General features: G+C 47.0%; 11 protein-coding genes. 4 read left to right on the plus strand and 7 right to left on the minus strand.

All coding sequences use genetic code 11. The features are described 5' to 3' along the window. Window positions 1–172: 172 nt before the first annotated feature. From F6K49_RS08475 to F6K49_RS08485, 3 genes are all read right to left on the minus strand, one after another. Complete coding sequence (locus tag F6K49_RS08475) at window positions 173–358, minus strand: hypothetical protein (protein WP_293095788.1); 186 nt, start codon at window positions 356–358, stop codon at window positions 173–175. A 13-nt stretch (window positions 359–371) separates the two neighbouring features. Beyond that, complete coding sequence (locus F6K49_RS08480; RefSeq protein ID WP_293017529.1) at window positions 372–581, minus strand: hypothetical protein; 210 nt, start codon at window positions 579–581, stop codon at window positions 372–374. 168 nt (window positions 582–749) lie between these two features. Further along, window positions 750–1,220 carry a GNAT family N-acetyltransferase gene (locus F6K49_RS08485; RefSeq protein WP_293017528.1) on the minus strand — a complete coding sequence of 157 codons (471 nt, stop codon included), beginning with the start codon at window positions 1,218–1,220 and terminating at the stop codon, window positions 750–752. A 221-nt stretch (window positions 1,221–1,441) separates the two neighbouring features. Between F6K49_RS08485 and F6K49_RS08490 the strand changes: the two genes are divergently transcribed. Next, window positions 1,442–1,630 carry a CPXCG motif-containing cysteine-rich protein gene (locus F6K49_RS08490; RefSeq protein ID WP_071103615.1) on the plus strand — a complete coding sequence of 63 codons (189 nt, stop codon included), beginning with the start codon at window positions 1,442–1,444 and terminating at the stop codon, window positions 1,628–1,630. 145 nt (window positions 1,631–1,775) lie between these two features. Continuing rightward, a complete protein-coding gene (locus F6K49_RS53245) occupies window positions 1,776–4,697 on the plus strand; it encodes a VIT domain-containing protein (RefSeq protein ID WP_366514145.1) in 2,922 nt (973 codons plus the stop codon). Here F6K49_RS53245 and F6K49_RS08505 read toward each other — a convergent pair. From F6K49_RS08505 to F6K49_RS08515, 3 genes are all read right to left on the minus strand, one after another. Then, complete coding sequence (locus tag F6K49_RS08505; protein ID WP_293017526.1) at window positions 4,675–5,211, minus strand: retropepsin-like aspartic protease; 537 nt, start codon at window positions 5,209–5,211, stop codon at window positions 4,675–4,677. The genes F6K49_RS53245 and F6K49_RS08505 overlap by 23 nt on opposite strands. Before the next feature lie 263 nt (window positions 5,212–5,474). After that, a complete protein-coding gene (locus tag F6K49_RS08510) occupies window positions 5,475–5,675 on the minus strand; it encodes a hypothetical protein (protein WP_293017525.1) in 201 nt (66 codons plus the stop codon). 55 nt (window positions 5,676–5,730) lie between these two features. Continuing rightward, entirely contained in the window at window positions 5,731–7,920 is a 2,190-nt protein-coding gene (locus F6K49_RS08515; protein WP_293064346.1) for a hypothetical protein, read from the minus strand. A 685-nt stretch (window positions 7,921–8,605) separates the two neighbouring features. Here F6K49_RS08515 and psaA point away from each other — a divergent pair. Beyond that, window positions 8,606–10,828 (plus strand): photosystem I core protein PsaA, encoded by a 2,223-nt coding sequence (gene psaA / locus F6K49_RS08520; protein WP_293017523.1) that lies wholly within the window; start codon window positions 8,606–8,608, stop codon window positions 10,826–10,828. Between the two features lie 174 nt (window positions 10,829–11,002). Continuing rightward, window positions 11,003–13,219 (plus strand): photosystem I core protein PsaB, encoded by a 2,217-nt coding sequence (gene psaB / locus F6K49_RS08525; protein WP_293017522.1) that lies wholly within the window; start codon window positions 11,003–11,005, stop codon window positions 13,217–13,219. Between the two features lie 12 nt (window positions 13,220–13,231). Here psaB and F6K49_RS08530 read toward each other — a convergent pair whose 3' ends face one another. Next, window positions 13,232–13,534, minus strand: coding sequence for a hypothetical protein (locus F6K49_RS08530; RefSeq protein WP_293017521.1), 303 nt, complete (start codon window positions 13,532–13,534; stop codon window positions 13,232–13,234). Between the last annotated feature and the right edge of the window lie 102 nt (window positions 13,535–13,636).

A 13,636-nucleotide genomic window follows, 5' to 3' on the forward strand; every position in this document is an offset into this window, starting at 1 on the left:
TTTTGGACTAATACTCGGGATTTTGGGCAAATTTATCGTTCCCTTACACCAAGGCCGTTANTTTGGTCAAAAATCCCAAACTTACATCTTTGGCGAACAATTACCAGAAGCTGAATTGAATTGGTTAGTTGAAGAAATCCGAGCTTGGTTGGATGTCAAATCTAGTGATTCATCACCAAGTCCAGAAGGTTGAAGGTTGTTCGCGTAGCGTGGCCGAAAGGCCAAGGTTGAAGGTTGTTCGCGTAGCGTGGCCGAAAGGCCAAGGTTGAAGGTTGTTCGCGTAGCGTGGCCGAAAGGCCAAGGTTGAAGGTTGAAGGTTGTTCGCGTAGCGTGGCCGAAAGGCCAAGGTTGAAGGCAAAATACAAAACCAATCAATACCGAAATTCAGCAACGCGCCCGTTGGGTAATTGGAGTTGAATGATGGTGATTTCAAATGCGATCGCACAAATTAAGGTCCCACTACCAAATGCCATGATGGCAGCAGAAACAGTGCGGTTTGGCTGCCAGAAAACCCCAACTAAGGCTCCCAATGCCAAACTCGAAGCTCCTAATATACCTTGAAAAAATGCGGCGGTTGCCATAGGCGGCTGGCTGCTTCCAATACTGCTTATTTTATAGCTCCATACAATAGCTCGATACCAAGTATAAAGTCTGAAGACAAAAAGCATGGATCCCAAAAAATTCAGCCTTGGCCTTGGCCAAGGCCAAAAGGCCACGGTACGCGAATGGCCACGCTACGGGAACATACTTCATCCTTCATCCTTTCGTTGGTAGGTCATGATGGATAGAGGAATACCCAATACTGTAGTTGCTAGTTTGGACAAGCCAAACTTAACTTTAAGGGATTTGGGTAAGTCTTGCCAGGATACTGACACAAAACCGAAACGGTTGTAAAATGCCGTCAGCCAACCCATACATTCGAGATAAAGAGGCTGAGTTGCCTCTTTGATTAGATTTTCCATCAGATAACTCCCCAAGCCCCGATTGCGCCACTTAGGTGCCACAACCAAACTCCCCAATTCTTGGGCATCGGGAAAGTTGCGCAATTGTCCACAAGCCACCACACGCCCCTCAAATTCAATCACCCGAAACTGGGTCCAACGTAACTGGGTAGGCTCTAGTTTAGCAATCAGAATTAATTTCAGAATTGCCCAGGTATCCTTAGCACAGGCAGGGCGGAAAATGCATCCTGGTGGTAACGATGGAGATGGTTTAGTCATCAGCTGTTGTAAATTGAATTTTTGTTTATGGTTGACCATCAACCGTCAACCGTCAACCGTCAACCGTCAAATCTCAACAAAAAACGACTCCACAAAAAACGACTCCACAACAGACCGTCAGCCTGTAAATTTATCAGTTACCAATTTCATAGGTCAGTTGTGATCTCCGTCAGCCCTGACCCAATAAAATTATTGCTACACTCAAAGAAAATTCTGAGTGAATGCAAGAGACTGCTCAATATTCCTGTGCCTATTGTGGTGAAACCAATTTGACCTTTGTTGATCTAAGCGCTGGTGAACAGCAATCCTATATCGAAGATTGTCAAGTGTGCTGTCGTCCAAACATTTTGTATGTAAGGGTAGATCAAGAAACTCTCGATATTGAGATTGACAGCGATTATGATGGCTAACTAAAAGGCAGATTGACCCAAGTTCACTCTTGGTAAGGATTTATCATTAGATTTGTGGCTAGCATGGTGCGTCTACCCAAGACCTTGCTACTGATAGGGACAGTGGCGAAGCTCACCCATTTGCTCAATCTTAAGGTAAATGCCCATGCCCACTCATGCACTATTATGCTCCAAGCAGTTGCTAGGGGGACTATACGTTAACGAAGACGAGGAACACTCGGTATTTCCTCTGAAACATACAGAGGTTTACGCAAAAATTACCGGTCACCTGTCACGGGTAGAGGTCACACAGACCTTTGAGAATCCGTTCAGCGAACCCTTAGAAGCGGTCTATATATTTCCACTACCGGATGAAGCGGCGGTGGATGAGATGGAGATTAAATTAAGCGATCGCATAATTGAGGGCAATATCAAAAAACGGGAAGAGGCTCAAACTATCTACGAGCAAGCTTGCAGTCAGGGGCGGACTGCGGGACTCTTAGAGCAAGAACGGGATAATATTTTTACTCAATCTCTAGCTCACATTAAACCAGGGGAGCAAATTGAGGTCACCATTCGCTATACCGATCAGCTACAGTTCCAGGGGGGTAATTATGAATTTGTCTTCCCAATGGTAGTTGGCCCCCGTTTCATACCTGGTACTCCCATTGATGAGAGTGGGGATACTGACTTCGTTCCCGATGCTTCCCGGATCACTCCACCCTTGATTCCGCCAGACATGCGCTCAGGTCATGACATTGGGGTAACCGTCGAGATTGACGCTGGAGTAGCAATTACAGAGGTTTATTCTACCTCCCATCAGATTAACATTGAACAACAGGGGCAAATCCTGCGGGTAAAACTGAGTCAGGAAGACACGATTCCCAACAAAGACCTGATTCTACGCTATGGGATTGCCAAGGAGCAAACTCAGACAACAGTACTTACCCACGCAGATCAACGGGGCAATCATTTTGCTGTGTATCTTATCCCCGCTTTGGACTATAGCACCGATGAGATTGTGCCAAAGGATGTGGTGTTCCTGATCGATACCTCTGGTTCTCAAATGGGGGATCCTCTGCTAAAGTCTCAGGAATTGATGCGTCGGTTTATTAATGGACTCAATCCGAAGGATACCTTTACCATTATTGATATTTCAGATACTGCTACCCAGCTATCTACCAAACCCTTATCGAATACCCCCCAAAACTGTAGAAAGGCGATTAACTACATCAATCAATTAAAAGCCAACGGTGGTACTTATTTACTCAAAGGTATTCGTAACTTGCTGAATTTACCGGCTGCACCAGAGGGACGACTACGGAGTATTGTACTGCTAAGTGATGGCTACATTAGCAATGAGAATCAGGTACTAGCAGAAGTACAGCAACAGCTTAAACCTGGAAATCGCATCTATAGCTTTGGTGTCGGCAGTTCTCCGAACCGCTTTCTGCTCAATCGCTTAGCTGAAATTGGACGGGGAATAGCTAGAATGGTGCGTCAGGATGAACCAACTGAAGCAGTAGCGGAACAGTTTTTCCGTCAAATTAATAACCCAGTGCTAACCAATATTCACGTTACTTGGGAAGGCCCAGGGGAAGCGATAATTTATCCCAATCCCACTCCGGATCTATTTACCCAGCAGCCTTTGGTTATCTGTGGACGCATTTCTCTGAGTCCAGAGTTCCAGGCAGAACAGTTGCAGGTTAGTAAGTTGAAGGTTAAAGGTTTGGAGAATAACCAACCCGACTCGAATGCTACAGCTGATCGCGTAGCGTGGCCTACGGCCTTAGAACTTTCAACCAAACAACATTCAACCCTAACCCCAAACCAACCTTGGCCAAAAGGCTACGCTACCCGAACAATCCCTACTGGTACTCTCAGGATTACCGGTACTAGGGCGGATGGTAGTTACTACGAGAAAAGATTTAACCTCAATTTTGATCAAGCCGACAATCCAGCCATTGCCCAGCTGTGGGGTAGAGCAAGGATTAAACACCTGATGCAGCAAATGTTGAGCTGTGAAACCAAAGCTGGGGTAGAGGCAGTGACCGCAACAGCGTTGAGTTATCAACTATTGTGCCAGTACACCGCTTTTGTTGCTGTCAGTGATCAGGTAACGGTTGCAGGAGAAAGCCACCTGATATCGATGCAAGTACCAGTAACAATACCAGAAGGAGTTAACTGGGAAGGCATGATCAAAAGTACTTTTGCTAGTGCAATTCAGGATAGACTCAGGCTACAGAAGTGGCGTTCAGGGTTGAGAGCAGGGGATAAGGGGAGCCGCAGACAAGCAGGAATTGACATCAATTCAAAACCATTTCCTCATGACCAGGGGAAAAAGGGGACACCTAAGAACTCTAAGATTAACCGATCTTTACTGTTTTCCCTCTCTGCCTTGTCTTCTCCCACCGCCTGGTCTTCTCCTATCCCAAGGTCTGTCCTACCAATAAGTGAATATAGGAAATTAGGGGTTAAAACCAAAGCTTGGATTCAACAGTCAGAGTATAGGCAAAACAGGTCCAAGGAATCTAAGCTAAGTAATGATAATGATAATCCATATGCTCCCGGTAAGGCATCAGAAATTATCCCTCAGGAGTATATTACTTCTAAGACACTTCAGGATAGGAACAATGATAATGATAATCCATATTCTGGCGATCAGGAATCAGAAATAATCACTGAGGACTATTTCGGTACTCAATCACCAGATAATTTTGAATTGACCTTGGTCTGTCCTAGATTGATTCAAAAGGTGAAGTCAGAGATATTAAGCTCAGCGGCAATCAGCCATCACAGGTTACAGTTGGTCAGAGTTAAGGGATTAGATGAAATAGGGACAACCTGTTTAACCCAACATCTGCAACGGTTGAACCTACCCCTAGGGGTAGCTGGTGAAATTGTCTTCGAGTTCCTAGTGCGTAGAGGTCGCGTGATCAGGGTGATGTGGGATGAAGCAGCCTCTACCCTGACGGAATCCCAAATGATTGATTTGATTAAGCGATCGCTTTCTTGTTGGCGAGTTCCCCAAACCTGTGTAAAGAGCGTGTGTTTAACCTTACGGATTAACGAAGGTGCAACTCAATGACATCTTGCTTAATCGTCAGATCATAATCTTGATAGAAATTGTGTCCTAGCAGTCCAATTGACAGGGATGGACTCACAGCAACCAATAGGTTGTTAGCCACAATACCTCCTGCGGCAGCGGAGGCCAAGCGACCCAGGGGTACATCTACTGTACCATTAGCTGTATCCATCGTGGCAGTTCCTTCTGGTTTCAATGCCAAAGCTTTTGCCATTTTTGGGGTAATTGTCACGACGGATGCTCCTGTATCAACCACCATTTCAAAGGTTCGTTTACCATTAAAGGTGACATCAATCACAGGAGTGTTATAGACTCGGCGTTTGATCGGGATTGTAATCACCCCTGAACTGTTTTGCTTTGATATGCCGCAAAGTTTGCCAAGGTCAATCAGATTGCCATTGGCATCCCGCATGAAACAGGCTAAATCGATTTGAGCGTTAGAAACAGCAGGAGTGAGGGTGCTGGTTGTGATTACAAATAATGTTGTTAATAGTTGGATTGGTAAATAGGGTTTCACCTGATTTATCTACTCCATAATTTTTGATTAGTACAAACTTTTAGGAAGGATTAAGGCTGAAGGATGAATCGGCACTTATCGCCTAATCCTAGATTACCCAGGGAAACTTTTAAACCAACACTACTCTTAGACAGAGTTTATAGATACACTTTAATAATAGCTAATCGGTAATAAATCAATTAGCAGATAGGGAATCGTTGTTGGCTCGTTATCGGGAAAAGTTTGGGGAGTTATGCTGATAGCTGGCACTATTACAAAAAAACTTAATAAAGAAAGTCATAACAATCGACTTTGAGTACTGAAATCGATGCAGGGCGGCTTGGGGAGCCACCGCCAGCTGCACATCGAGCATCGACCAGCCATCCCCACTGGTTCAGGGATTGCGCATTGGCGCACGCTACGCGATTGGCCGTAGGCCACGCTAAAAGCGATCGCCTTTGGTGCTCAAACAGTTGATCTAGCAATGGGCTAACTGTCTATTGTGATAGTGCGATCGCACTCAAGTGTTGCCACTATCGGTTATTCAGAACTATCTTCGACTTTGGTGTTGGACTCAGACTGCCCATTCCCTACTGCCGGTTCTGCCGATATCTCCTCAACCACAGTAGTGGACTCAGATTCCCTTGTCTCTACTGCCGGTTGTTCAGAACTATCTTCGACTTTGGTGTTGGACTCATACTCCCCGGTCTCTACTGCCGCTTCTGCCGATATCTCCTCGACCACACTAGTGGATTTAGATTCCCTTTGAGCTACCGCCGGTTGTTCAGAACTATCTTCTACCACAGTAGTGGACTCATCCTCCCTGGTCTCTACTGCCGCTTCTGCCGATATCTCCTCAACCACAGCAGTGGACTGAGATTCTTTTGGAGTTACCGCCGGTTGTTCATAACTATCTTCTACCACAGTAGTGGACTCATCCTCCCTGGTCTCTACTGCCGCTTTTGCCGCTATCTCCTCAACCACACTAGTTGAATTAGATTCCTTTGGAGCTACCGCCGGTTGTTCATAACTATCTTCTACCACAGTAGTGGACTCATCCTCCCCTGTCTCTACTCCCATTTCTGCCGATATCTCCTCAACCACACTAGTTGAATTAGATTCCTTTGGAGCTACCGCCGGTTGTTCATAACTATCTTCTACCACAGTAGTGGACTCATCCTCCCCTGTCTCTACTGCCGGTTCTGCCGATATCTCCTCAACCACACTAGTGGACTCAGATTCCCTCGGAGCTACCACAGGTTCCTCTGATGTAATGTCCAGTTCCTCTAGCGCTTCAGGTGAGGGGCTAGGGGTGACAGCGGAACGTCCGAAGAAACTGCCAAAGCGACTCCAGATGTTTAATTTTGGCTTTTCTGACGGTTCAGGTAGAGGGGTTACTGATTCAGCGCCAGTAGTTGCTTCCTCAACTGGTACTGGGGTTTCAGTGGCAGGAACCAGCTCTTCTGCTTCCAAAGTTGTTTCCACCTCAGGTAGGTTGGGCTCAACGCCAGGGGTTGCTTCCTCCAGAGTTATTGGCAGTTCACTGGGTGTTACAGATTCCTCTAGTTCTGGTATTTGCTCTGTTTCAGTAGTGTCTAATTCCCCTGGTGGTGTAGTGTCTTCTTCTGTAGTTTCTTGTTCTAGGGAAGTCGGTTCAGAGGTTAGAGGTTCTTCAACTATAGGAACAACCGAGGGTATTGGTGTTGGCTCTGGTGTTGGCTCTACTGTAGGTGAAGTAGTCAGTGATGGACTCGGAGCTGGTGTGACTTCTGGTACAGGTATTGGGGTTGGCGGTGGCTGATAGTTCGGGTCTACAATACCACCAGCTTGCTCAGCCGAGAGTTGACCTAGTACTAGCTGGGAAAGGGTGTCTTCACCGTTAGGCTGGTAGTTAATCACCTCTACTGTGTTGTTGAAAACATTCTTGACTGGGTTGCCCTGTTCATCCAGAAACTCTAACTCTACCCAGTTTTTGCCCTCTTTAAACCCTGTCAGATAAATCGATTCCCAACGGTCGAGTAGGAAACTTTGACCGTTGACAGTAACCCGAATATGCCAATCAACACTATCATCATCTAGATTGTCTTGAGCCACTAGCTGCAGAGGGGTATTACTCAAGGGCGTATTCGTCAAATAGAAGTCCAGCATAATGGGCTCGGCTCCGTAGTCGCCTTTTGGAACGCTGTAAGTTAGCAGTGGCAGGGCTGGATCTGGGTTGTTGTCGTCAGTTTTAGTAAAGATATGAAATGTGGTCTGGGCATAGGCACCTTTATTTTTGAAGCTCTCATCCCAGGGGCGAGAGGCAAATGCCCGCAAGGTATGGGTGCCAGGGGATAAATCCTCTAGGATTAGAGGTTGGTCTAGGTCATAGATGGCTTGGAAAGGTTGGTTGTCCAGGATGAGGTTCAGATGAGGACCTATACCTAGATCGGGATCTTGGAAAATTGGCAAGTCCTGAACCTGAAATTTCACTGATACTGTTGTATCTTCGAGCACCATGTCATCACCAGGTCTGACAATGATGACTTGAGGCCGGTAAGCCTCTAGGCTCTGACTAAGTTCTTGAATAGCTAGGGGTGGCCCTACTTCTGATAACTGATTAACTTGCTTGGTTTGGGAGCTGCCATCGATGCCAAACCCCTTCGATGTCTTGATGCGATCGCTTCCACAGGCCACCAGACCCCAAACTAAAATCGTTGTGATTAGGAAGAAAAAAAGTCTTTTCACCATGATTATCTGGCTGTTCCTACCCAACAAGCCATCTCCTTTGATCACCAGCCTTTAATCTTAACTTACAGGTTGACCTCTAGTCTTGCTGCTTGTCTAATGGTGTTGGTCTATGAGCGTTGGGGTTGCCTATTGGCAGGATGATCAAGTGTGTTCTCACTTTTTCCCTCTTGGTGCCCGTTCCCTTGGTTAGGGGATCTCCCCGGGGTCGCACCCCTGTTTCAAGTCTTCCGCTTTTTTATAAATATTCCGCTTCTGTATTAACCATATCCCTAGACGTTTAACCTTTGAGGGTCCTCTTTATAGATCGGGGACACTCTTTTCAAAAAATATTTAGCATTTCTTTGCAATTTGTAACATTGTGAAAAAAATATCATTGAATTCTTCTATAGTTAATTTTGATTTTTTCTGATGAGGGCTTAGACACAAACAGTGGTATATATAGTAATACCGCTAATTGAGAATAATTGACAATTGCCAAAAAAATTGTTAACTATTTTTAACTAAATTCAAAAATCCCCTGAAGCAAGACCTATTATCTTCTAAGGGAGGTATCCGTTTTGACGTAAATTCAGAACAGGTCCTTGCTGCCGTTAGAAAGCAGTGATTAGAAAAGTGCTTTCTTATCCATAAAAATAAAACTCCCCTAGGGGTATTAGTCGTTCCTTGTCTAGAGAGGAGATTCCTCATGCCACTCGAGGTCGATAAAGACCCGGTACCAGCTTCCTTTGAGAAGTGGGGTAAGCCAGGTCATTTTGATCGAACCCTAGCGAGAGGTCCCAAAACCACCACTTGGATTTGGAACCTTCACGCTAACGCTCATGATTTCGATAGTCATACCAGTGACTTAGAAGACGTTTCTCGCAAAATTTTTAGTGCACACTTCGGTCACCTAGCCGTTGTCTTTGTGTGGTTGAGCGGCATGTACTTCCATGGTGCTCGTTTTTCCAACTACGAAGCATGGCTGAGTGATCCCACTACTATTAAGCCCAGTGCTCAAGTGGTTTGGCCTGTGGTTGGTCAAGGCATTTTAAATGGCGATGTTGGTGGGGGCTTCCACGGCATCCAAATCACCTCTGGTTTCTTCCAGCTGTGGCGTGCTTCCGGTATCACCAATAGCACCCAACTGTACGCAACAGCTATTGGTGGTCTGGTAATGGCAGCCCTGATGCTATTTGCTGGCTGGTTCCACTACCACAAGAAAGCTCCGAAACTGTCATGGTTCCAGAGCGTGGAGTCGATGATGAACCACCACTTATCTGTGCTGCTGGGCTGCGGCTGCCTAAGTTGGGCAGCTCACCAGATCCATGTGTCTTTGCCCATCAACAAGCTCTTGGATTCTGGGGTGGCTCCTAGTGAGATTCCACTGCCCCATGAGTTCTTATTCAATCAGAGCTTGATGGCAGATCTTTATCCCAGTTTTGCTCAGGGCATAACCCCCTTCTTCACCCTGAACTGGGGCGTCTACTCTGACTTCCTCACCTTCCATGGTGGTCTCAATCCAGTAACCGGTGGATTGTGGTTGTCAGATACCGCTCACCATCACTTAGCTCTAGGAGTCCTATTCATCATTGCTGGCCACATGTACCGTAATACCTACGGTGTTGGTCATAGCATGAAGGAAATTCTAGAGGCTCATAAGGGTCCGTTCACTGGCGAAGGACACAAAGGTCTTTATGAAATCCTGACTACGTCTTGGCATGCCCAGCTAGCGATTAACCTAGCCATGGTAGGCTCTCTGAGCATCATTGTGGCTCATCATATGTACGCGATGCCTCCGTATCCGTACATTGCCACAGACTATGGTACTCAGCTGTCCCTATTCACCCACCATATGTGGATTGGTGCCTTCTGTATTGTGGGAGGTGCAGCCCATGGTGCTATTTTCATGGTGCGGGACTATGACCCAGCCAAGAATGTGAACAACCTATTAGACAGGGCTATCCGTCACCGGGATGCAATTATTTCTCACCTGAACTGGGTGTGTATCTGGTTGGGTTTCCATGCCTTTGGTCTGTACGTTCACAACGATACGATGCGGGCTTTGGGTCGCCCTCAGGATATGTTCTCTGATACGGCGATTCAGCTACAGCCAATCTTTGCCCAGTGGATTCAAAACATCCACAACCTAGCGCCGGGAGGAACTGCTCCCAATGCTTTGGAAACCGTTAGCTATGCCTTTGGCGGAGGCGTTGTAGCAGTAGGCGGTAAAGTGGCAATGATGCCGATTGAGCTGGGTACTGCGGACTTTATGGTTCACCATATCCATGCCTTCACCATCCATGTCACTGTACTAATTCTGCTCAAAGGGGTACTGTTTGCCCGTTCGTCACGTCTGATCCCCGATAAAGCTGAGCTAGGCTTCCGCTTCCCCTGCGATGGTCCAGGTCGTGGCGGTACCTGCCAAGTATCTGGTTGGGATCATGTGTTCCTAGGCTTGTTCTGGATGTATAACTGCATCTCTGTGGTTATTTTCCACTTCAGCTGGAAGATGCAATCTGATGTCTGGGGAACAGTATTCCCGGATGGGACTGTGTCTCACATTGCCAATGGCAACTTTGCCCAAAGTGCGATCACCATCAATGGCTGGTTACGGGACTTTTTGTGGGCACAAGCCTCAAATGTAATCACATCTTACGGCTCAGCTCTGTCGGCATACGGCATAATGTTCCTAGCTGGTCACTTCGTCTTTGCCTTTAGCCTGATGTTCCTATTTAGTGGTCGTGGGTACTGGCAAGAACTGATCGAATCCATCGTTTGGGCCCATAATAAATTGAAAGTAGCCCCATCGATTCAGCCTCGTGCTCTGAGCATCACTCAGGGTCGGGCTGTGGGGGTAGCTCACTACCTCCTGGGAGGAATCGTCGTTACCTGGTCATTCTTCCTGGCACGAATCCTGTCAGTGGGATAACTGGTTACCAGGAATCGATGCCAAACCTTGAGTGGGATACCATAACCTGTGTCTCGCCTGTCGATACCCTAAGCAACCTGGAACTTCGGTTCCAGGGAGTTAATTAACAAAAAACAATGAGCAGCATGATTGCATAAGTCTCATAGGTCAGCGAGGAGAATTTCCTTAAAGCATATGGCAACAAAATTTCCAAAATTTAGCCAGGACCTCGCTCAAGATCCGACAACACGTCGAATCTGGTACGGGATTGCCACAGCCCATGACTTTGAAAGCCATGATGGCATGACCGAGGAGAATCTATATCAAAAGATTTTTGCTTCTCACTTCGGCCATCTTGCAATCATTTTCTTGTGGACTTCTGGCACCCTGTTCCACGTCGCCTGGCAAGGTAACTTTGAAGAGTGGATTAAAGATCCTGAAACTGTCAAGCCCATCGCCCACGCGATTTGGGATCCCCAATTTGGCTCAGGGGCAATTGATGCCTTCACCCAAGCTGGTGCTTCTAACCCCGTAAATATCGCCTACTCTGGTGTTTACCACTGGTTTTACACCATTGGCATGACAACCAATAACCAACTGCATGGTGGTGCCATGTTCTTGTTATTGTTGTCATCCCTATTACTGTTTGCAGGTTGGTTGCACTTACAGCCTAAGTTCCGCCCCAGCTTGAGCTGGTTCAAGAATGCAGAGTCTAGGCTGAATCACCACTTGGCAGGTTTGTTGGGTGTTAGCTCCTTAGCTTGGGCAGGTCACTTGATTCACGTGGCTATCCCCGCATCTCGCGGACAGCACGTTGGTTGGGATAACTTCCTGAGTGTCAAACCCCATGCAGCTGGATTAGGACCTTTCTTTACCGGGAATTGGGGAGTCTATGCCCAGAACCCAGATACCGCTGGACACATCTTTGGTACCTCTGAGGGTGCAGGGACAGCGATTCTGACCTTCTTGGGTGGCTTCCATCCCCAGACTGAGTCCTTGTGGCTGACCGATATCGCCCATCACCACTTGGCGATCGCAGTGATCTTCATCATTGCCGGTCATATGTACCGCACCAACTGGGGTATTGGTCACAGCATCAAGGAGATTCATAGTGCCCACAATCCTCCGGCAGGTACTCCCTTTGGGGGCATGTTAGGTGAGGGTCACAAGGGTCTATATGACACCATCAACAACTCTCTCCACTTCCAGTTAGGGTTAGCTCTGTCCTGTTTGGCTGTGGTCTGTTCCTTGGTAGCCCATCATATGTATGCGCTGCCGTCCTATGTTTTCATAGCCAAGGATCACACCACCATGGCAGCACTGTTTACTCACCATGAGTACATTGCTGGTTTCCTGATGGTTGGAGCATTCGCTCATGGTGCCATCTTCTTTGTGCGGGATTATGACCCAGAGGCTAATAAGAATAATGTGTTAGCCCGGATGCTGGAACACAAAGAAGCTCTGATTTCTCACTTGAGCTGGGTAACTCTGTTCTTAGGTTTCCACACCTTAGGACTCTATGTCCACAACGACGTCGTGGTTGCTTTCGGCACCCCCGAGAAGCAAATCCTGGTTGAGCCAGTATTTGCTCAGTTCATCCAAGCGGCTCACGGTAAACTGCTATACGGCTTTGATACTCTGCTGTCCAATCCCGATAGCTTAGCTTCTGGCGCTGGTGCAGCTTACCTACCTGGCTGGATGGATGCCATCAACAGCGGAACTAACTCCCTGTTCCTGACCATTGGTCCTGGCGATTTCTTGGTACACCATGCGATCGCTCTAGGTCTGCACACCACCACCCTGATTCTAGTCAAGGGTGCGCTGGATGCCCGTGGTTCCAAGCTAATGCCCGATAAGAAGGACTTCGGTTATGCCTTCCCTTGTGATGGTCCTGGTCGTGGCGGTACTTGCGACATCTCTGCTTGGGATGCCTTCTACCTCGCCATGTTCTGGATGCTCAATACCCTAGGCTGGTTGACCTTCTACTGGCACTGGAAGCATCTGTGCGTCTGGCAAGGTAACTTGGCTCAGTTCAATGAGAACTCTACTTATCTCATGGGCTGGTTCCGGGATTACCTGTGGGCTAACTCTGCTCCGTTGATCAATGGTTACAGCCCGTTTGGAACGAACAACCTTTCTGTCTGGGCTTGGATGTTCCTATTGGCACACCTAGTTTGGGCAACTGGTTTCATGTTCCTGATCTCGTGGCGTGGTTACTGGCAAGAGCTAATTGAAACTTTGGTCTGGGCACACGAGCGTACTCCTCTGGCTAACTTGGTTAGCTGGAAGGATAAGCCTGTTGCGCTGTCCATCGTTCAAGCTCGTCTGGTTGGTTTAACCCACTTCACGGTTGGTTATATACTTACCTACGCGGCATTCTTGATTGCCTCGACAGCTGGTGCGTTTGGCTAATGGTTGCTGAAACTAGCTTTTTAGGTATTTGAATTGTAGGTAATTAATTGAAATCTCCTGCCTTCCGGTGGGGGATTTTTTGTTGTTTACCAAAAGGGATTGACCGTAGGTCACGCGACGCGAACGCAGATTAGGAACAGGAAAACAACCCGTGAAACCCTGATTATTGGCGTTGCTGAATAATGGAATGATTTGAAAAGTTTTGTAGAATGGGCATCTTGCCCGTTCGATATCTTGTGGAGCGGGCAGGATGCCCACTCTACTCCGATTCATTAATTGATTCAGCAACGCCTGATTATTTGCTAAGTTTTCCATCTAGTGAATAAACTTTCATGGCTTGGTAGCCCAAAAAAACTAGCGCTATATATTGCCTCAGTGATTATCATCGAAAATAATTTTGACAAAAAAAATAAAATG

The organism is Moorena sp. SIO3I6 (assembly GCF_010672095.1).